The sequence below is a fragment of the Bacteroides faecis genome (genome assembly GCF_020091505.1).
GTDB classification, from domain to species: domain Bacteria; phylum Bacteroidota; class Bacteroidia; order Bacteroidales; family Bacteroidaceae; genus Bacteroides; species Bacteroides faecis.
Window position 1 is genome coordinate 2,905,817 of the sequence record NZ_CP081916.1, and the last position, 21,467, is coordinate 2,927,283.

Annotated in this window: 13 protein-coding genes; 9 read left to right on the forward strand and 4 right to left on the reverse strand. The window is 38.5% G+C overall.

The window, feature by feature from the left end; genetic code table 11:
* Window positions 1-12 precede the first annotated feature (12 nt).
* From K6V30_RS11140 to tnpC, 9 genes are all read left to right on the forward strand, one after another.
* Complete coding sequence (locus K6V30_RS11140) at window positions 13-1,392, forward strand: hypothetical protein (RefSeq protein ID WP_224207288.1); 1,380 nt, start codon at window positions 13-15, stop codon at window positions 1,390-1,392.
* The gene (gene dptF, locus K6V30_RS11145) at window positions 1,389-3,047 is read left to right on the forward strand and encodes a DNA phosphorothioation-dependent restriction protein DptF (RefSeq protein ID WP_055271328.1); all 1,659 of its coding nucleotides are present in this window, start codon (window positions 1,389-1,391) and stop codon (window positions 3,045-3,047) included. Before K6V30_RS11140 ends, dptF begins: the two co-directional genes overlap by 4 nt.
* Window positions 3,044-4,540 (forward strand): DNA phosphorothioation-dependent restriction protein DptG, encoded by a 1,497-nt coding sequence (gene dptG / locus K6V30_RS11150; protein WP_055271330.1) that lies wholly within the window; start codon window positions 3,044-3,046, stop codon window positions 4,538-4,540. The genes dptF and dptG overlap by 4 nt, the downstream gene beginning before the upstream one ends.
* On the forward strand, window positions 4,509-9,869 hold the full coding sequence (locus tag K6V30_RS11155; protein ID WP_139147270.1) for a helicase HerA domain-containing protein: 5,361 nt from the start codon (window positions 4,509-4,511) through the stop codon (window positions 9,867-9,869). Before dptG ends, K6V30_RS11155 begins: the two co-directional genes overlap by 32 nt.
* An 89-nt stretch (window positions 9,870-9,958) precedes the next feature.
* On the forward strand, window positions 9,959-14,818 hold the full coding sequence (locus K6V30_RS11160) for a sacsin N-terminal ATP-binding-like domain-containing protein (protein WP_224207289.1): 4,860 nt from the start codon (window positions 9,959-9,961) through the stop codon (window positions 14,816-14,818).
* Window positions 14,796-15,635, forward strand: a complete 840-nt coding sequence (locus K6V30_RS11165; RefSeq protein WP_224207290.1) for a hypothetical protein — start codon at window positions 14,796-14,798, stop codon at window positions 15,633-15,635. The genes K6V30_RS11160 and K6V30_RS11165 overlap by 23 nt, the downstream gene beginning before the upstream one ends.
* A gap of 51 nt (window positions 15,636-15,686) precedes the next feature.
* Window positions 15,687-16,031, forward strand: coding sequence for an IS66 family insertion sequence element accessory protein TnpA (gene tnpA / locus K6V30_RS11170; protein ID WP_055271333.1), 345 nt, complete (start codon window positions 15,687-15,689; stop codon window positions 16,029-16,031).
* 3 nt (window positions 16,032-16,034) lie between these two features.
* On the forward strand, window positions 16,035-16,394 hold the full coding sequence (tnpB, locus tag K6V30_RS11175) for an IS66 family insertion sequence element accessory protein TnpB (RefSeq protein ID WP_055271335.1): 360 nt from the start codon (window positions 16,035-16,037) through the stop codon (window positions 16,392-16,394).
* A gap of 87 nt (window positions 16,395-16,481) precedes the next feature.
* Window positions 16,482-18,146 carry an IS66 family transposase gene (gene tnpC / locus K6V30_RS11180; protein ID WP_055271337.1) on the forward strand — a complete coding sequence of 555 codons (1,665 nt, stop codon included), beginning with the start codon at window positions 16,482-16,484 and terminating at the stop codon, window positions 18,144-18,146.
* Between the two features lie 121 nt (window positions 18,147-18,267).
* Here the strand turns inward: tnpC and K6V30_RS11185 are convergent, their stop codons facing one another.
* The 4 genes from K6V30_RS11185 to K6V30_RS11200 all read right to left on the reverse strand — a co-directional run bounded on the left by K6V30_RS11185 (window position 18,268) and on the right by K6V30_RS11200 (window position 21,464).
* Window positions 18,268-18,477: a hypothetical protein gene (locus K6V30_RS11185; protein WP_055271339.1), complete on the reverse strand. Its 210-nt coding sequence runs from the start codon at window positions 18,475-18,477 to the stop codon at window positions 18,268-18,270.
* A 4-nt stretch (window positions 18,478-18,481) separates the two neighbouring features.
* Complete coding sequence (locus K6V30_RS11190) at window positions 18,482-19,702, reverse strand: hypothetical protein (RefSeq protein WP_055271340.1); 1,221 nt, start codon at window positions 19,700-19,702, stop codon at window positions 18,482-18,484.
* Window positions 19,699-20,118 carry a plasmid mobilization protein gene (locus K6V30_RS11195; protein ID WP_055271342.1) on the reverse strand — a complete coding sequence of 140 codons (420 nt, stop codon included), beginning with the start codon at window positions 20,116-20,118 and terminating at the stop codon, window positions 19,699-19,701. The genes K6V30_RS11190 and K6V30_RS11195 overlap by 4 nt, the downstream gene beginning before the upstream one ends.
* Window positions 20,119-20,399: 281 nt before the next feature.
* The gene (locus tag K6V30_RS11200) at window positions 20,400-21,464 is read right to left on the reverse strand and encodes an AAA family ATPase (RefSeq protein ID WP_055271344.1); all 1,065 of its coding nucleotides are present in this window, start codon (window positions 21,462-21,464) and stop codon (window positions 20,400-20,402) included.
* Window positions 21,465-21,467: the final 3 nt, after the last annotated feature.

Below are 21,467 nucleotides of genomic sequence, written 5' to 3' on the forward strand. Positions count from 1 at the left end.
ATAGATGCTGACTTGCTTGACAATGGTACACGTCATCCTAATCTTGTGTTGCTTAAATTAGCAGGATTCTTCCATGACAACGGAATTCAATTTGAGTTGATACTAGATCCCAAAGCAGATACATCGCATTATACAAAAATATACATGTCTCGTGTATTCACATATACCGAGTTACCTGAACTGTATATACGTGCTAAAGGTACATCTGAAGAGCGAAAATTCCATTGTGGAGGAACAGGTTTCTATGCTAATGAAGCAAATGTAATGGAATATCGCAAAATGCGTGAAGATGACATGAATCGCTTAGAAAACGATGAATTCCTAAATTCGTTGAGAAACTTCCATGGAGGCAAAGAGTATGGTATAAACATGGCTAGGCAAATGCCATACTATCATCTGTATGACTCTTTTGTAAATCAACAAGTTGAAAAAGGTTTTAAACGAGAGAAATATAAGGATTATCAGAAATATTCGATCGGATTTTTAACTCGTGGATGTGTAAGACATTGTCCTTTTTGCGTAAATAAACTTGAGAATCATATATTGCCATATTCTAAACTACAATGTTTTTTAGATGAGGAACGGGATGATAATGGTAAACTTATTCGTCCATATATATATCTATGGGATGATAATTTTCTAGCATCTGATCCATCAATATGGCGACCACTATTGGAACAACTTATAGAGACAAAACGTCCATTTCAATTCCGTCAAGGTCTTGATGAGCGTATGTTGGCAGAAAGTCCTTATGGTGAAGAAATGGCAGAAATGTTATCACGTTCACGTTATCATGGAGATTTTATTTTTGCGTTTGATAATTGGAAGGACCATGAACTAATTGAAAAGTCACTCAAAATTTGGAAACGTTATAATCCTAAAAAAGGAACAAAGTTTTATTTGTTTTGTGGATATAAGCAAGCTGAGCATAGTCAAGATAAATTCTACAAGGATATATGGGAATTGTTCCAAAGAATAAAGATACTTATGTCCTATGGCTGTGTCGGTTATGTAATGAGGCATGAAGATTATCATAAGGCTCCAATTCCTAATTTTTATATTCAGATAGCTCGATGGTGTAATCAGCAGGCATTCTACAAAAAAATGTCATTTTGGGAATATTGTTACAGAAATCAAACTTACTGGGAACAGCACTCTGGTTTTGAGGTTTTAGATGAAATTAAATCGTTTGATGCTTTCCAAAAGGACCTTAGTGCAGGTTTCTATGCACATCCAAATAAGAATGGCAAGGTCCGAAAGATTTGTAGAACTTTACAAACAGCCCTAGATGTACTAGAAATGTTCCCCAATCACTATGATGAGTTAATACAGATGTACAACTATAAAATGGAGGATCTTATAGATCCAATCCTTTGGCAAAATAGAATATGAGCAAGATAACAGACATATTTAAACAACTGAGCCATGGCTCGTTAGGCGCAGTTCAGAACGGATGTCAATTAAATGAATTGGCTGAATATCTGAATGTTGATAGACTTATAGAAGTAAATCTTAAGAAACACATGGATGCCATCAAACAAAACGGAGGTGGCTTAGTGTTACTTATTGGTAATGCTGGTGATGGAAAGTCACACATTATAAGTAAACTCAAAAATACGAATGACTACAATGATTTTGAGTTTTATAATGATGCTACAGCTAGTTGCTCTCCAAATATGTCTTCTATAGAAACGCTTAAGATCGCATTACGCAACTATGACGACCAGCATATCAAGACTACTTCAACTAAAACCCTTCTTGCCATAAATCTTGGTAAACTTAATGATTTTGTTGATGATGAAAACTTTTCAGAAATTGGGAATTTAGCAAAGCAGGTTCTAAGTGACCACTATGAAAGTATAAATCAAACAGATTACCTAAGATTTGTCTCGTTCAGTAATCAGCAAAATTTTGAGCTCACACAAGATGGCTCTGAATATCCTGTAGAATCGTCATTTATAAGTGAAATTCTGAATAAAATCACAAAAGCAGATTGCTGCAATCCATTTTATGCTGCGTATGAGGAAACAAAAAAGGATAGCCATTATGGGGCAATGTATCCAGAAGTATTAAACTTCGAGATACTTTCTTTGCTTGTAGTAAAAAAGAGTATTGTAATGCTCATAATAGAGTGCATGGTACGTTTTCAGCTAATCTTTACGCCAAGAGATTTCTTTGACTTTGTATGTTCTATAATTGTATTTCCATTCTCCGAAAAGTACAATGAAGGCCGTCATTTATTTGAATCGTTATTGCCAAGTCTTATATTCTCAGGTAATTCTAGTAAGATTCAAAAAATGGTATGTCAATTAGATCCTCTTCGAGTGAGTAGTCTTGACCATAATAAGTCTTTGGCAGTTATGTTTACAGCCTATAAATTGCATGATGATATGCTAGATAAAAACAAGCTGTCATGTGTCTATGAATCACTGAAGGAGAAAATTAATTTTTACTACAAAAATCATGGTAAAGATACAGAGAGAATCTCAAAATTTATATTTCGAGTTTCTCATCTTCTTGATTATCATAGTGAATCTGATGTATATCGCCAGTTCCTAAGGAATCTCTCATTATATAACAATGAAGAATCTAGAAATGAAATAATCCTTGAATTAGAAGAAAAAGTCGATTTGAGTATTCCACGCCATTATGGAGCATACACCCAAGTGAATGATCTAATTCCTCTCAATATTCAAGGAAGTAAATACAGACTCTTTGCAAGAATAGACAAGTCAATGTCAAGTGTAGACGCACCTTATATCGGACAATTTAGAAATGAATTCCTATTATATATACCAATGCAATGGGATGTTAAGAATAATCCAGTTGAACTTAAAATGGATTACCAATTGTTCGAATACATCTGTTCACTTGAGAAAGGGAAACTTCCAATTACCTATGAAAGTGAATTGAATATGGAATTCAGCCGTTTCATCCGTGAGTTAATTAAATATAGTTCAGGCGATAAGGAGGTAGTAATCATATCATCTGATGAAAAAACAGTTTGTCTTAGATCAAAACTTAACAACGTCGTAACGCTATCATGATTAATACAGAGAATTTCTATAGTTCCTATTATAAGGATACCACAAAAGATAAAGCATTGCCTACAGCGTCTCGAATTCGTTTTGAAAACGGTGTTGTGGAAAATGTATTGTTAGAGGATAAAGAGTTTACAGATGCTTTTAGATCGTCTGTGCAAGTATTGCCGTTTACCAGTAATCCTTCAACTTCTAACTATGATAGAAGTTGTGGCTTACGAGGTATAACTGGAGAGTTTTTCAGAAAAAGTAAAGACAGACAAACAAAAGCAATATCAGATTTTGAAAACAATGCTATTCAACCTGTACGTAACTATCTATTACAACAGAAGCATATGAAAGAGAAACAGGTTGAAGAGTTTATTGAGATAATGAAGGATGTAATGTATTCAGATGGTTCATTAACGATCATTGACCCTTCTTTTTTGAAATTTCTACCTCTCACTGATGGTAATACAAATTCCAAGAAATATGAACATGGTCAGCGATCCATTGCAGAATACCTCTCTTCTATGCTTTGTCCAAAAGATCTACTTGTCGATATGTTATCAAAGAAGCCTAATCTCTTCAATGAAATTATTATATCTGCACTCAGTAGCTCAACTGGCACAGGAGGTTCAAATGAAAATGAATATATTATTCTCCCTTTTATTAAGGAGGCTTTTGGTGAAGACCTTAAATGGTTCTTGAAACGTGATGATAGCATTGTTGTGAAATATATTCATGTATTCCTCCACTTCTACCTGTGTTATTCTCTGTCTCAGACACTTGTGTATCTTGATTATCGCAAATACAATATAGTTCCTGAGAAACCACAAAAGATGTATTATATCCTTACTTCTGAGCATGCATCTGAAGGTCGAGAGGCTGTCACTAATGGCTGGAATAAATACGTTAACAAAGAAGCTTTAGAGAAATCGTTTGGAAGAATTGAGGCATTAGACATTCTTAATAGTTTACTAGATGGCAACATAGGTTTTTATAATGATGTATACAATAAACTTAAAGAACAGGATTTCAACGATGAAATTAAAATGCTGCTTGAAGATGTCATATGTTCTTATCAGCGTGATAAACGCGAACAGCTCAAAAAACGTGAAGTAGCAAAGTTTCAATTCCCAGATGAGGTGTCTACCGAAGTCAATTCCTACGATGATTTTATTCTTAAGCTAGGACTGCTTTGCACAACTTTACAATCCAAGGAGTATGAATCAAAGATGAAGATACGCGTCAACAATATAATGAAAATAAGAATGCTATCAACAAGACGTGGCAGGGAGATTCTAAACCTTGATGACGAAATGCTATTTTTTCTTATGGCGATGATCTCAAAAGGTACCCGTATGAAACTTGAGGATCTTTATGAAGGTTTTGGTAAATATGGTGTAGCCTTTGACTACGACACAAAAGCCGCAATTGAGAATTACTTACTGAAATTAAACTTATTAGAGCGCAAAAGCGACTCAGGTGAAGCACAATATGTTAAAATCGTTTTATAAATATCTCGTTGATGAACTAATCACAGATTATTTCACAACACACAAGCCTGGTTCATTTGGATTAAAATATTTTTATGTTCTGTTTGAAAATGCTGAACATAGAAATGGCTTATATAATGCTATTGCAGAAAATCTGACAGCTCATGATATAACTGTTACAGGAATTTTCGAAAACCGTCAGGAATGGATGGATGTCGATGTGCTTAATACCAAGTGCTTTCAGCCAAATGCTGATGGGGCAGAAATTATTGTTGGTAACGAAAGTGTAATAGATAATGGTTATTTAACTACGCTTAGAAATGCTGTAGTTCAGCCTGATTCTCAATATAGTGACAAAACTTTGTTTTGTATTCTATGCAATAATAAATTAGAATCCTTAACATCAACTGGAGTAAATCTACTAGCAGAGGGAGGACCTTTACACCAAGATACCATTTTCAAGAATATGTTGACCCAATTGGACAACCTAACGATTCTTGATTACGATAGAATGTGCTTAAAAAGGTATGCAGAAACTATTCGTGAACGAATTGCTCACCATGAAGCTGACCTATTTATGTTCAAAGATATTCTTGGCGTTTTACAATCACATCCAGTTGAACTTTCGGGTAAGTATGACAAGTTTGGTTATTTCCCTGACAAATATTGTACAACCCCAAGTCTGATAACAATTGACTCAAAAGATATGGAGGCTCGTATAAAAGGAAACTCATATCATTTTGAGCAAATAAAGACTATCCTTAATTCATATTCAACTGAGGCATATACAGAACTTATTAAAATATATGACAATGCCTTAGCAAATAAGATTGTTAAGAATCCAGATACGTGGATGCAGATTGACTACGAAGAGATCAAGAAAAGTGTCGAAAAGAAAGCTGAGCAGGCTAATTATAAATTTGTGTCTCTTCAAATAGCTAATGATCATTCGGCTGAGTTAATAAATAGTCCTCTTCCTAAAATGACGCAAAAATCTAAGAAAGTCTTTGCGATCATTTGTGATAATACCGACCATATAACAACAAGCGTTAGAATTGATTTTAATAAACCTATCTCTGATTGTACGGTACTCAAGGATATAAATGTGAAGGGCAATCCTACAACTCAGTACAAGGTTGTAGGTTCATCAGTACGAATAGAATTAGCTGATAATGCTGTAAAATGTGAAATAGGTAAGGATAGTAATAAATTTACTTTCATAATGATGAGAGTAAAAGCTCCTCATGGTACTTTTGAAGAAATCAAACCATATTTTTCTATAAGTTCAAAAGCAAATATCGTAATAAAAACACCTGAAGATATTGATTCTATCTCTATTGGAAGAGGATCAAAGAAAATCGACTTTACAAATACTCTTGGAGATATTGAATGGGATGATGACTATAGTGTTAAAGTTGACCTTAACGATTTCTGCGATGGTGTTGACTTACCAATCACATTTGGGGATAAAAAGATTATATTCAAAATTGAAGTTGATGAGCAAAGAATTGTTCCAGTTAAACCGCCAAAATTGATTGGAGAGGTTTGGAGTAATGGTACTTCTGCTAAATTCCCTGGCGGAAACAAAGTAAGAGTTGGTTCAAACGAATATAATGCTGATAAAGAATTTTTTAGCTATCTTGAACTGGAACGAAAAATGGCAACAGAGAACATATACTGCATGAAGCGTTGTCTTACAAGTTTTGATAGCAAGTTAGAGCCAGTAGAACTCCAACTCCCTACATTAGTAAAGGAGAAAATAGATGCTATCTATGTGTACTACTCTGAAAAAGGCTATGTGCCTACATTGAGTTATATAGATGATGAACTCTTCAAGTTATACGAAGAGTATGTTGATGCGGTACATAATGTAATCATGTCAATTACTCCAAATGAATTGATGGATGAAAAGGAGTACTCTCTTACGAAATTGGGGACTATTGAAGATGGTGACAAGGTAATGCTAACTCCTTATCATCCTCTACTGATTGCCTACATGATGGAATATAAAAACAGGTACAAAGGACAAATGTTTGAGAATCCCAAAATACTTAAACTAGTTTCGCCATTCTACCTGATGCCATATATGTCCTATGAAAATTCAGATAGGCAGCCATATTGTGATGAATTTACTGATGACCTTAAAACATGGTTGTTTTATGAGAAGGCCAGCAATGCACAACAGGTTCGCACATACAATATCACCACTAAAATGGTGACAAGTAAAATAAAGGAATTTAAGAAACATTTCAGTTATCTATTTCAGGTTGCTGATAGTCCTATTATAATAAGTACTATCGGTATTTATGACGATACTAATGTTGTCAAGGGGCTTTTTGAATACGTTAAAAGCGAAATGAAGAATTCTCCTGAAGCAATTCAGAGAGTAGAAGTTCATGAGTATGTCAAGAATCTAGCTGTAGAAACATTCTTTGAAAAGCTTAATAGATTAAATTCAGAAGAATTGATTTGTAAAGAGCTCGACAAAGTTGATACATATTTAGATATGGGCAATAAAGATATCAGCCCATTACAAATTATAAGACAGTTTTTTACAAGAATTGATTTCTATAAGCATGATATAAATGAATGTAATAATGAAATTGATTATTGTCACATTTCTTTCTATCAAATGGATACAGGCTTGGAATTCTCTAAGTCACCAACGTCTGCACTTCGAAGTGAATTATCTTTGAATGGGTTGATTTCTATCCCATCAACTAACAACCAAAAGGGCAAAACATATACAGTTGGATTTGGTACACGTGGATTTGCAACAGATCTCAGCAAGTATGGAAAGGTTTATCCAATTGCTATCGACATGAATAGTCTGTATGCTAATGAGCGCACTCATTGGGCAAATAGTTATTCTCCAGATACGTGCTTCGCCAAAAGCTATGTGTTTAAGGACGACTTGCTTTTACAATCTATATACGACAAGTCTAATTGGGTAACATTCTTAAATCCTGAAGTTGATATAGATTTCTTCTATCGTCAGAAAGATCTTTATGTCATTCACTATACGGACCAATATACGATAAATGCAAAATATGATAGTATTACTGTAACCAGACAGACCAAGCAATATGACAATATGTTGGCTGGTTATTATGACAGCTGTGTTACTAATACAAATCAGCGTGAATTGTTCATGAGTACTATGATGAACTATTTCAATAGTTTGAATGGAAGTTGGTTACTAGATGTTATCAGAAAAACTGATGTGCAGATTCGAGAAAAGATGAGCATAGTATCTGCTTGCATTATGATGAAGAGGTTTTTGTCTAGAAACCAAAATGTTGTATGGGTCCCTATTTCGCTCGAAGAAATACTTCGTGTAACAGGGAATATAGGTCTTGAGCAAGATTCTTTGTTCTCAAAGAAAGCCCTAGGCGTGAAAGGCCAGATGTCTGATGATTTGCTTCTAGTCGGTGTTGAAGATGTTCAAGGAGCAATAAAGTTGTATTACTATCCTGTTGAAGTTAAAGCTTCTATAGGAAGCAACTTCACACATACCGCCAGTGAACAAGTTGTTAAGACATATAACGTTCTCAAGAAAACATTGATGGATGAAGGTGGTTTTGCAAATGATATTTATAAGACGTTTTTTGCATCACAGATACTTACTAACACAGATAAACTTTGGGCAAATGGTCTATTAGATGAAGCTGAATATCAATTCATAGATAATTGCCGATTCCGGTTACTCAATTTGGATTATACCATAGCAGATGAAATGAAGTGTCGTGAAATGGGTTATGCTGCAACTGTTGCGTTTTCTGGCTCTAGTGCTCCTGAAGCTTCTGTTGATATGATTAATGATGATATCCTAGTTTGTCATATTGAGGTTTCATTGAATACATGTAACTCTTGTATTATAAGCGATGATGTTTCTGCAATTAACCAGCTTATACAGTCGCCAATAATCGTTGCCGATGAGGTAAAGGCATTTTGGAAGAATAAAGATTTAGGAATCCTTGATTCACCAACCACGATGCCATCAGGTACTATACCAGTTAAAAGTTTTGAGAACCAAAATTCTTCTGCTCAAGCTCAGGACATAGATATTACTGAAACCAAAGATCAACATAGTACATCGAGTAACGTGGCAAAAATTTCTTCTGATACACAGGAGGGTGAACAAACAACGGATGAGATCATTGAAGTAAATTCTCCAGACTCGGAGATTTCGTCGAACCAACCAATTCAGATTATAGTTGGCTATTCAAAGGTGACAAGAGAGAATATCCTTTTTGAACCCAATAATACCAGAATGGTCTCACATCCTAATATGGGAATTATTGGTACAATGGGTACTGGTAAGACCCAGTTTGCTCGATCTGTTATTGCGCAGTTCGCAAAGGAATCTGTGCATAATGTGGGAGGTAAACCTGTTGGTATGCTTGTGTTCGACTACAAGGGAGACTACAAGGATAAGGAATTCTTAGATGCTGTTGGCGGAACGTCATATAAATTCAACTATCCATTCAATCCTCTGAAGCTAGTAGTAAATGATGAGGTTGAAGGCATGAATTTGCCCGCTATTACAGCAGATAGAATAGCTGATTCGTTTGCAAAAGCTTATGGGCTTGGATTGAAACAACAGAGTAACATCAAGCAGGTTATTATTGACACATATAATGATGCTGGTATTACAAGGGATTCAAATACGTGGGATAAGCCTGTTCCAACAATGGAGCAAGTTATTGATAAATATTTTGAAACATATGATGCCAATGATAAAGCTTATGCTCTATTTGATAAACTTCAAGATTACACAATATTCACAACCGACAACAGTAATTGTGTATCCTTGTTTGAATGGCTAAATAGTGTTCGTGTAATTGACCTTACACTATATCCAGACGACACAAAGAAAGTAATAGTATCCCTAATACTTGATCTTTTCTATGCTGAAATGCGTCAACTTGGTGGTAGTAAGCAAGAGGATGGTTACCGTGAATTGCGTGCTATGATCATGGTAGATGAAGCACATCAGTTTTTGAAGAAAGACTTCAATTCGTTTCGTAGCATTATAAGCGAAGGACGAATGTTTGGCGTTGGTATGATACTGTCCACCCAAAATATCAGTGATTTCAAGACTGCGCAGGAAGATTATTCTCAGTTTATTTTGAGTTGGGTAATTCATCACGTTAATTCTATCAGCAAAGCAGAAATTGCCAGCATATTTGGTGCTAGTGATCCTAATGGAGAACGCTATATGGACTTTATTAACAAGGCTAAGCTCTTCGAAAGTGTTTGTAAAATAGGTTCAAAGGTAGATGGTATTAGAGATTTGCCATTCTTTGAGTTAGTGCAGAAGGATGATAGGTTTAAGAATGACAATTAACGAATCAACCATGTTAGACGAAACAATAAAAGATAAACTTCGTTCCATTTATCAAGCAATGGACAAAGTCTCATTACCTGAAAAAGGTGATGGGGTGGGTGAGCATGTTTGACTTCCAGCGAGAAGTTTGGAAATCACGAATCAATTTCAAGAATTTGGGCTATGAGTGGTTCAATGAGTTCTTGAATGATTCGGAATTGTTCTTTATTTGGACAGATTTCTCGGGAGAAAAACCCACAAGGTATGTAATTGAAAAAGCTAAACCAAAATCTCACGAAGAGCAAAGAAGACCACAATACAATCGTGCAGCAACCCAATACGTAGATTACGAGGAAGTCATTAAAATTAAACGCAGATTGCGTCTTGATAACAATCAGTTTATTGGTCAGTTCGCGCCTCAAAGAAATGAAGGTCGGTTTACGATAACAGATATCCGTAATACTGATTTTACAAAGATTGAAGATAAGGAACGTGGTGTAAAGAATCTGTCAATCTCATTCAGAAGCAACAAGGAGTTCAACCGCTATGCATACTACAAGTTCACTTGGGTATTGCTTGAAACCGATCCTCTCAAGTTTGGTATTGACTTGCATGAGGAAATAACACCAGTTTACCCCAAAGACATTGTGAGCAGTCTTTATGAGGGCATTATGCGTTATCCTGCAGGTGCTGCAAAGAAGATTGTTCGTTCGCTTGATACTCTCAAAAAGCAGCTTACACAAAGCGGTAAGGAAGTATTCATCTATGAGTTGTTGCAGAATGCTAACGACTATCCTCGTCGTACAAAAGTTGATAGCAAGATTCAACCTTTGCCTGTTGATGTGGAGTTCCATATTACCAAGAACTACTTAACCTTCGAGCATACAGGTGAATATTTCAATCCGAAGAATATTGCAGCTATTTGTGATATAAATGATGGCGAGAAGGCTGACAATACCGAAGCCATCGGCTACAAAGGTATTGGTTTTAAGACCGTTTTCCTTGACAACGACTATGTTCTTCTCAATACTGGTAATTACACATTCAGGTTCGACAAGTCTGCTACGGATGTAATCAATACACCATGGCAGATATTGCCAATCTGGACGGAACATAGTGAGATCGATAATGAAATCAAGTCTGTATTCCGTCAGCATCCTAACGAAGAGTTCAGAGTAAAGTTCGCTCTCCAACCACGAGATACGGAAATTCTGACCGATGAAAACAGAGATGACAACTACATCGATTTGTTTACTGATGTATTTGACTCAGAGCGCGTCATATTGTTTATCCCGAACATCAAGAAAGTTAGCATCTTTATTGATGGTCGTAATGAACCGATTGTACGTGAGAAAGACAATAAAGACTGGTGTGTATCAGATTCTCTTGTAAATGATATTCCTGAGGACATTACAGATAAGATAAACGATGTCTTGGAAAATCCAGACTCTCTTCGTTCGGATGGTTATGAGAAGATACCAGAGAAGTACATGAACTTCCACAAAACTGCAGTTAAGTTCGCATGCAAGAAAGAGGGAAGTAAACTGAAAGCTGTTGATGACGCTATGCTCTATTGCTATCTTCCTGCCAAGCGAGCTGATTGGGGCTTCAATTTCCTAATGAACACCGATATGGTGCCCAACGGACAGCGTGATGATATTGAGGATATCGAACTCAATCACGTTATTGCTCGTATTGCAGGTAAACAGTTTTTTTATTGGATTAAGCAGCTTATTGAAAGTAAAGAATACGACATTGACTCTATCTTTGCACTTATCCCAGACTTTGATGAGTGCAAGAAGAGGCGCGTGTATAAGACGTTTATAGAGGAGTTCCAGGAAGAATTTGAAAAACTCATAAAAGAAGAGCCTTTTGTTCCATGCGTGGATAAGGATGGTGAACAAACCTTTGAATGCATCGACAATATTATCAACGACATGACTGGCATGACAGCGAACGGAGTCATTTCAGACGAAGACTTCATAATTCTTATGGAGTTGGGTGACTACTCCTTGCCAGTTGACAAGTTAAGACAATCGGAGGCATTCATGGATTTCTTGTACAAGCATTCTCCTTCGAGCCTTGATGTAAAGATTAATGCTGTTGTAAAGAAATGTGAGGAAACTGATTTCCAGACATGGTTGACAGTACCCGAAAACAATACACGATTTATAAGACATTGGTTGAGTGAGGATGAACTAAACGAGTTTGCGAAGAAAAAAATATTTATTGAGTACGAAGGCGATTTGTTTACAGCAGGAAGTCTCTACTATGATCTTGACACGAATTGTAATGGAATAGGATTCTTGCGTAGATTTGTACCGCATCTTTGTGAGTCATCAAGAACAAATTTTGAGGAAGATGAAAATTGGAAATCATTTGCAGACAAGTATTTCCTGTCTTTCTCTGCAGCTTCTATGATTACAGATTACATTCTATCCAACGAGGATGCTATGGCGTTGCTTAACGTACCAAGCAATTCTGTTGCATTCTATCATTATCTTGCAGTAAAGGAAGTTGATTTAAAGGCTAACAAGACTAAGGTTCCGTATATTACCGAGGATGGCGGTGCAAGTACCGACTATACCAATTACCACTACTTCTTCAACAAAGATGCTCATGACTTAACACGTGAGAAATGGTTGGGCGAGAATGTTATCAACGTACTATCGCATATCTATTTTGACAGCCTGGCTGATGACGAGAAAGATAACATAACAGCAATATTTACTAACCTTGGATTCAACGAATTTACCAAGGACTCGTTCGTCACGACTGTCATAGTTGGCGATGCCGATTTCCGAGCAAAAGTAAACGCAGCCATAGAAAACAATTATGCCGCCAACAAATCATTTGTTGAATATGTGTTCGCTTGTGAAGCGCAGTTGAAAGAAAACTGTTTCAAGGATTATGTCTTGCGTTGTGTTGACATCCACATAAATGAGGTATATCTTTGCAACGATGACGTAAGATACTTCAATCAGGATGCCTATGCTCAGAACAGTACCTATGCCGACAATATCAATCATACTTGGTTGCAGGATAGCATGATGTATGCTCTCTCAAATGCTTACTTTGAAGGTCGTGAGAAGGAAGAGGTAAAGAAAATGGAATCGTTCTTGCGTCAGCAGTTTGGCGTTAAGACCTTCACAGACAAGTCGTTTTTCACAGATGTTGTAATCAAGAACAAGGCGGTTATCTATGCCAGTCTTGTTGACGAGGCAACTATGCTCACATTCTTGGAATACTTGAAGCGAGACGCAGACAGGCTCTTTGATGATACTATGAGTTTCAACGACATCAAGGATATGCCATTACTTGCTTATGACGGAACCATAGTAAGAGCAAGGGAACTGAATATCCAGTATATCGAATACAACGAGGACGCAAAGACTCTGTGCGAGAAAGCATGGTGTCCAAAGACGTATGTTGTGCTCTCACAGAAATATACCGATGATTTCTCTCAAGATATGCGTCAGCTGTTCAAGATTGTGAAATTTGACATCAATACCACAACTGACATTCTTGCTCAGAACGCAAACTTGCGTCAATCGGTTAATGTTATAAACAATAACGTTGATTTCTGGCGATGGGTAAAGGTAAACCAGAAGCAAATTGCATCTGTTGATAAGTTCAAGGCTATTCCGTTGCTCGACAAGAACAACGCGCTTATTAATGGTGCATCTCTTTACATTTCTGACACATATCAGCACGAGCAAATTGAGGCGCTGGTAACTAAGTATGTAAAGGAGGCGCAGTTTGTGTCTTCGTCTTACATCGAAACCGCCAATGAGAACGAGAAGGCAGAGTGGATGAAATTGTTCAGGAAACTCGATCTTAAGTCCGATAACAAGGATATTCTTTTCTCAGACATCTTGCCTAAGCTTTCAACTATTAAAACTGAGTCTTTGGATTCGGTTGTAGCGATGATGACCAAGCACCTTAAAGACCTGAAGGACAAATGGGCAGAAAGGAAACACCAAATTATGCAGTTGAGAGTTCGTACTCAATCTGCCGGTTATAAGACTCTTGATCAGGTAATAATCGTCAACGTGGATGAGGATTCTGTATCTGAACCATTCAAGTACATCACTCTCGCCAACGAGGTTCATCCCGATATCCTAAAGGCAAACAAGGACTTGCTTCTTGCTATCTCTGAAGAGTACGGTAATCGTAATCTCATTACCACAAAGCAAATGTGGATTGACGCAAAGGTTATGGATTATCTTGCAAAGTTTGCTGCCGATGAGAATAGCGTTGCTGGCACTCACATTCAGTTTGTACGTGAAGTTACCAAGATACAGAGTGAGTATGACATAAATGACACACTTCGTAAGCAGATAAAGTATCTGGTCAAGTCGAATGAAACGACATACAAGTTTGCTCATGAGCTGACACTTGGAACAGCATATTCTCCAACGTGCGACTTTGAGGCAAATGGTGTGTCTGAATTGCCGTATCTTTCTGACACTTACATCTTCGAAGGCAACAAGGATATCATCAAGCAATATTTCAAGGCGGAAAACTTGCATCAGAATATGACGCGAGAGGACTTGAAATATCTCGCAAACCGCACATTTGCTTGCTATTTCTGGTCGAAATGTTTCTCTCGTCGCTTGTCAGAATACGAAACATGGATTGAGGAAGGTCTATTTAACAATCTTGTATGCATACCAACAGAGAACTCTGTTCAAAAACCGGAATTGTTGTATGCACCTCGTATTACTGCAAGTTATGCTGTTCGTGCAAAAGCACCTCAATGGGAAGAAAAGGTTCCATGTAAGGCAATTGTAGAAAGTATAGATAATCGTGACGCAAGAGATCTGTTTGAGAGACTTCATTTCTGTACCGTTTTGTCTTTTGAAGACTGCCTTTATTATCTTGCAAGGGTAACTGAACGTCGAGAAGAAGAATCTGACTATCGCCGTATGGTTATCAATTGGATGCTTGCTGCTTCCCACACACGATAGCGAACTGGTTGCAAAATACAGAAATACGTCAACCTCTACATGGAGAAACGGTAAGGGACAGAAAAAGCACATCTCAGAACTATTTGCTATTCATCCTGACGCAAAACAGGAGAGGAATATCTTTTGGGGTGATGAGTTTGTAATGCAAACTACCAGTTTTCCGTCAAGTTCGGAGTCATTCGAGAAAGTCTGCCAGATTCTTCAAATAGAGTGTCTGACTAAGGATGATTTTATAGCCACACCTATTGGTAAAAATGATGAAACGGTAAAAATGGTACCGATACTTCGTCCTCGCCTCTTAGTGCTTGCTGCTATAGAAAATCCAGCTAGATTTCAGCAATTATACGAGAAATATAACGAAACGATTTCCAAATATCGCTTTAGTGTCTGCGAAAAGATAGACCTTGGCTATAAGACTATACATAATGATGTAATGCGCATCTACAACGATGATTCACATTTGTATTATGTGGGTTCTTGGCTTCATAACCGTACATTTACAAAATTCTGTAGCAGCATAAGAAACCTTGTTGGGTGCTTTGTCGATACAGATGTTTGCGAGGATGTGCTAGACATTAATAATTCCGTTGAATCTTGTATCGAAAAGTATTGCTCTTCGCTTGCATACGATGAGAAATTCTGTGCTTACCTCAAGTCGTTGGATTTGACTTTCAACGTTGAGCCAGAGGAAGAAGAACCTATTGAAGTTGAAAATGATTACTATAGCGATGCTACGAATAAATTAACAGATTCTGCTACAGAACCAACGACAGAGACATCAACAGAAAGTAAGCAATCAGTAAACCCCGTATCCTAGACCATAATAGTTCTTCATACCTTTGCGTGTGAATTATAAAACGTAAAAGATATGAAGAACTTAACTTTAGATGAATTCAAGAAGATTCATGAGGATTGGAAGTCTACAGGCCTATCCATCCGTGACTACTGTAGCAATACCGGATTTGAAGAAAGCAAATTCTACTATTGGCGTAAAAAGCTCACAGACTCTATGCTGCCGCAGAAAAAAGGTTTTGTACCCATACAGATGAGCCGTCATAATGGAAAGCTCATGATGGGTTCTGCCACCACTTCGGAATTGAATGCAGAGAATAATGTTGCTTGTGAGATTGTGTATCAAAACGGAGTAACTCTTAAAGTAAAGAGTGATATGACGTTGGAAATGTTACGCACACTAATCCTCTTATGCCAATAGCCTATGTTCTGTCTGAATGATTCAACTCGTTTTTTGCTGTATCCATATCCGACAGATATGCGCAAGAGCTTCTACTCTCTGAGTGGGATAGTAACCAATCACATGGGCAAAAATGTCCAGGATGGTGATGCTTATATCTTTATCAATAAGAATTTGACAGGAATGAAAATACTCCATGCAGAATATGGTGGACTAGTCATCTATAATATGAAACTGGAGCGTGGAGTCTTTAAGCTGCCTGAAATCGACTCTGATGACCCTGCTTCTTCAAGAGGGATAGACTGGTCTGACTTAATAATGATTGTAAAAGGATTATCCCCTTCGGAAGTTAAGCGATGTAGTCGTTGGGAGCCTAAGAAATAGTAGCATTTATTGCAGTTTTTTGGTAGTGAAAATTCTAGTAAAATGGGCATTTTTCATACTTTTGCACCATAAATAAAGAACGAAAAGATGTCAGAAAACTCAAGCCGACAAGCCCTCATCGACCAATTGCTTCGCGACCGCGATACAGAATATCGCCGTGCTTCTAAAGCTGAACAACAGCTGAAGGAGTTGACCGACGCAAAGGATATGAAGGCTGCATACGAGGCTAAACTGGCAGAAAAAGAAGAAGCTCTTCAAGAACGAGATAAAACGATTGAAGCCAAAGATAATCGTATTGCTCAACTGGAACAAAAGCTACTCTATCTGGAACGTAAGATGTGGGGAGCTATGTCAGAGAAACGACGCATACCTGATGACCCCAATCAACTCAAGCTTGACTTTGAACAGCTTGAGATGTCACCTGAGGAGGAGGAAACCGCTCGAAAAGCCATTGAAGAAATTACCGATTACAAAAAAGTAATAGTCAAGGAGCATGAAAAACGAGTTCCGGTTCGGCACAAGTTACCAGAGGAACTTCGACATGTGGAAGAACATATCTATCCTGAAGGTTATAAAGGGCATGAAGATGAATGGGTGCTGTTTGATGACACAGAGACATCTGAGCATTTAGAGTTTAACCCCGCAGAATTATATATCCGAGTGACCATCCGCCATAAAGGAATGCGCAAAGATACAAAGGAGATACAAACCGCTCCTGTGCAGAATGAGCCAATCGCTAAAAGTTATGCAAGCGCCTCGTTGCTGACAGACCTTATGGTTGGGAAGTATGTGGATCACCTTCCTTTCTACAGACAAATACAGATGTATAAGCGCTTAGGCTTTAGCATACCACCATCAACTATCGAATCCTGGTTCCATGATGTGGCAGATTTAATGCGTCCCACTTATTATCGATTAAGAGAACTGGTCTTAGCCACTGATTACGTTCAGTCTGATGAAACGACGGTTCCGATTATAAATAATGAGAAGCATCAAACAGTAAAAGGATACTTATGGTTGGTCCGGAGTGTGGTAAACAATATGGTCTTCTTCTCCTATAATGAAGGCTCGAGAGGCCAAAAAGTAGTTATACAACTCTTTAAAGATTACCAAGGAGCCATACAGACAGACGGCTATGCCGGCTATAGTATCTTGGAAAAGTTCAAAGGTATAACCACCTTATGTTGCTGGAGTCATGCCAGACGCTATTTTGACAGGGCATTAACCCACGATAAGGCTAGAGCTGAATATGCTTTAGCCCAAATCGGTATGCTCTATGATGTGGAGCGAATGGCAAATGATCAAAATATGGATACCATCCAACGCATGGAGTTACGTAAGCGACTTGCTTATCCCATTATCCGCGCTTTTGAAAAGTGGTGTATATGTGAGCAGAGTAAGGTACTTCCCAAGAGCCCAATCGGTAAAGCTATCGGCTACTTCTTGAATTACTCACGTCAGCTGGTGCGCTATACCATGGATGGTCGATATTTGCCCGATAATAATCTCATTGAAAATAGCGTCCGTCCCGTAGCTTTGGAAAGAAAGAACTATCTCTTCTGTGGCAATCACGAAGCGGCCGAAGATGCCGCTGTAATTTACTCTCTGATGGGATGTTGCAAAGCGGTTGGTGTAGACTTCAAGGAATGGATGAGCTACTTTCTTAATCATGTTCATGAGTACGACAACAATTACTCAAAGGACTTGGCAGAGCTGCTACCGCACGCGCTAAAAGACCAAGCTGTCATTTAAGAATCTTCTAAAAAATAAGAGATGTCTCTTAGAAACTGGGACTTTTTCAGAGAATAGTCCAAATTTTTAAGACACATCTCCATATCTTTAAAGTTCCCGCAAGACGGGGTTTACTGATTGCTTACATTCCATCAGTGTAAGTTCTAACTTGTTCTTTTGCAACTATAACATTATGATTCAAAGTCGCGAGTCCCATGAGATTGTCGTCGATTTTATGCAACACATTTAAAAATATTCTCAACTCTTCTCCAGTAAGCGTAACTGTGCCATCAGAATTGTTATCATCTTTCACCGGCTTTTCAATCTTTGATAAATTTACTCTCTTTCCCATAATCTTATCGTTTTAATCCGTTTTTACTCTGGATGCCTAACTTGCGACCAGCCATACGAGCGCATCGACGTGCCCAATTAAAGTCATCCTCATTCTTATCTCTCCAATTAAGGTCGCTTTGCGTGCCACCACCTCCACCAGTCACAGCTACTTCGTCACCACCAATGAGCCCGACAAAGATTGCCACGGCCATATGTGTCAGCTCCTGCCAGTTTGCTACAGACCTGTAATCGAACTCGTCATTGAACAGATCAAGCACTTTCTCCGGAATATAAAAGCGGTGGTCAGTACCATTATGGGTAAGCTCGTAAGCATAAAAGCCTGGTTTGCGTTGAGTATATTCAGCGACTTTCTCAGGTTGCTCTGGTGAATGATTTGCTGTTGCACTTTGCACTTTTGCACTTTGGGGAGTTTCCCGAATGGAGTATTCTATTTCGGGATGGAGCCTGCTCCAGGTGCGACCCAGTTTTCCTGCTGTCAAGTTACGACCGACACCAATATCAGAAGCTTTATACTTGGTATGACCTTTCATAATAGAATAGCCTCTTAGTATATCATTCTCATCTCTGAGTTCGTTTACCTTGTAGCCCTTCTGAGTGATACCGATTTTATAATCCTCCCACGACCATTTTGACATGGCTTTCAAGACAGAGTAGCAGTCACTACTAACTTGACGCTTGTTTATATTGTGAATCTCAGCAGCCGTAACCCAGCCACGGCTGATAACCACTCGTTCAGCAGCCTTCTGTGCACGTTCATGAATCATGGAATCATCGTTCGTTTTGCCGTTTATGTCCCTGCGACAGACGTCAGCGTGCAGATGATAGACTCCACCCTCAGCGTCGTGATGTAGCCAGACTGTGTGGATACTATTTGCGATGTTCGTTTGTACAGAGACACCCTTTCCATTCTTGTCTGTCATCCTTGGCTTGTCAAACTCTGTGACAAAGTCCTGCCATAGCTTTAGCCAATCATCTTCATTGAAATGTTTCGTATTCTCACGAGAGGGACTGATACGAATGGTGATAACGGAGTTCTTGAGTTTTCGGTATTGCCCCAGGTGAAGCTGCATAGCACTCCATATTCCGTATGCGTCCATCTTGGATGGCAAGAGGTTGTCGTGCATTCTGAAAATCTTCTCCGGGTGTTTCTTTTTATTGGACTCACCAGTGATGTATCGGAGATCATTGACTCCGTATGAAACTGCTTTTGCTATGGCTATCATGACTCCTGAGGTTTAGGGTTAGACGGAACAACATTAGGTGCCTTGGCCTGGTCAAGTATGAGATTCAGACGATCAACCATAGTGGTCACCTTGTCAATCCAGTTATTCATAAAAGCTACGTCGTTGAATATAGCCATACGCTTCGACAGACTGGCACCTTCAAGTGCGGATGTACAACGCAGGATATCCACTCTGAGCATATTCAGATTCTGAAGTGCCGATATTTCCACCTCTCCAAGTCTGGACTTAGGTTCGTAATTGAGAGCACGGGCAAGCAGGTAATCGCTTACAGTCATACCCTTGTCCTTGGCTAGTTCTTTAATTTGTTCTTTCTGTTGGGCCGTTACTTTAGCACCGATGAAGGTCTCTCTTTTGTCAGCTGGGGAGAGTAATTTCTTGGATATTTTCTTTTTCATTGTGAATACATATTTATGTGCAAGCTTGCGAGCACTGCACCTGTGAAGCATTGAGCAGGCAAGAGCGTCAATGGGGTAATCTCAATTAATTGAGGTTATACCTTGGCATATCTTGCTAGCAGATTTCTGCTAGACCCTGCTATCGTGCTTCTACAACTTTGATTAATAATTGTAATTTTAATTGGATAGGGATTACACAAGACTGCTATATTATTACTCATAATCAGGTAACTACGCTTTATTGCCTGTATATATGCCCCTTGAATAAAGTAAAGTTGATGTTAGTAAACAAAGTCAGGATTATAGATGTTTTGCCTACCATCCTGAAGTATCATCCGTTTGTTGCGTAGAAACTTAGCCAAGGCAACTGCTTTATTGTGATTCATCTTTATACCCTGGCTTTCATATCCCTCTTGCAACTTATCACGCAGATCCTGGTACTTGCCAATACTCCCATCTTTGAATGCCACCTCCAACGCACTTCGGTGTACACTCTCGCTAATGTCAAAGTATGGGTCGAATGGTGGTTTCTTCGGTCTGCCTGGACCTTTCTCTGTTGGCGAATAGTCCTCTACAAGTTCTGGAAGAATGTCCTCATTGATACAAAAGGCAAATGGTTCAAAGTCTCTGTCTCGGCTGAGTACCGATTCGACCACGCTGATGGATTTATCATCTTTATCAACTTCCACCTTAATGACAGATTCCGCTTTGTTATTGAGCTCTGTTCCGATATGACCACGAGCGTTCTCATCACCCTTGTTCTGGTGAAGGATGGTGTGAATGTGTATCTGCTTGTCAAAAGTAAGACGCATCAGCAGGGATGAGATGGCTGTTGCCTCATGAGGATTGTTGATGTCATAAAGAAGGTCTCTAACTCCGTCAATGACCACCAGTCCTACATTGGGCATTGTGCCAATCAAGGCTTCGATAATTGCCACACGTGTGTTCGGATCATACTTGCGAAGTGCGACCATCAGCAGGTTATCGGGATCGGCATCCTCAGGAAGATTGAGCAACTTGGTTATACGCTTCAACACCTTCTGACAATGTATCTGTCCTTGCTCAGTATCGAAGTAAAGGATGAAACGCTTGTCCTCAGGAAACTGTGCCCGATAGTGGAGCACAGATCCGTTAGACAGAGCAGCTGCAATCATCGCTGATACGTTGAAGGTCTTTTTACTCTTGGCCTTACCGATGGATACACTGAAGTTTCCTAATGTACCCAAAACAGAGTCACCAACTTTCAGCACTTCTGGTGCCTTGATGTAGGTTTGTGAAAGGCTGATGGTAGATTCATCCATGTAAGCCTGCAGCTCTTCAGGCGTTAATATCGCTCTCTTCTCCATAGC

Bases quoted from the DNA above. Each gene is read 5' to 3' on its own strand.
- dptF (WP_055271328.1), top strand. From the start codon at position 1,389: ATGAGCAAGATAACAGACATATTTAAACAACTGAGCCATGGCTCGTTA.
- dptG (WP_055271330.1), top strand. From the start codon at position 3,044: ATGATTAATACAGAGAATTTCTATAGTTCCTATTATAAGGATACCACA.
- K6V30_RS11160 (WP_224207289.1), top strand. From the start codon at position 9,959: ATGGGGTGGGTGAGCATGTTTGACTTCCAGCGAGAAGTTTGGAAATCA.
- tnpA (WP_055271333.1), top strand. From the start codon at position 15,687: ATGAAGAACTTAACTTTAGATGAATTCAAGAAGATTCATGAGGATTGG.
- tnpB (WP_055271335.1), top strand. From the start codon at position 16,035: ATGTTCTGTCTGAATGATTCAACTCGTTTTTTGCTGTATCCATATCCG.
- tnpC (WP_055271337.1), top strand. From the start codon at position 16,482: ATGTCAGAAAACTCAAGCCGACAAGCCCTCATCGACCAATTGCTTCGC.
- K6V30_RS11185 (WP_055271339.1), bottom strand. From the start codon at position 18,477: ATGGGAAAGAGAGTAAATTTATCAAAGATTGAAAAGCCGGTGAAAGAT.
- K6V30_RS11190 (WP_055271340.1), bottom strand. From the start codon at position 19,702: ATGATAGCCATAGCAAAAGCAGTTTCATACGGAGTCAATGATCTCCGA.
- K6V30_RS11195 (WP_055271342.1), bottom strand. From the start codon at position 20,118: ATGAAAAAGAAAATATCCAAGAAATTACTCTCCCCAGCTGACAAAAGA.
- K6V30_RS11200 (WP_055271344.1), bottom strand. From the start codon at position 21,464: ATGGAGAAGAGAGCGATATTAACGCCTGAAGAGCTGCAGGCTTACATG.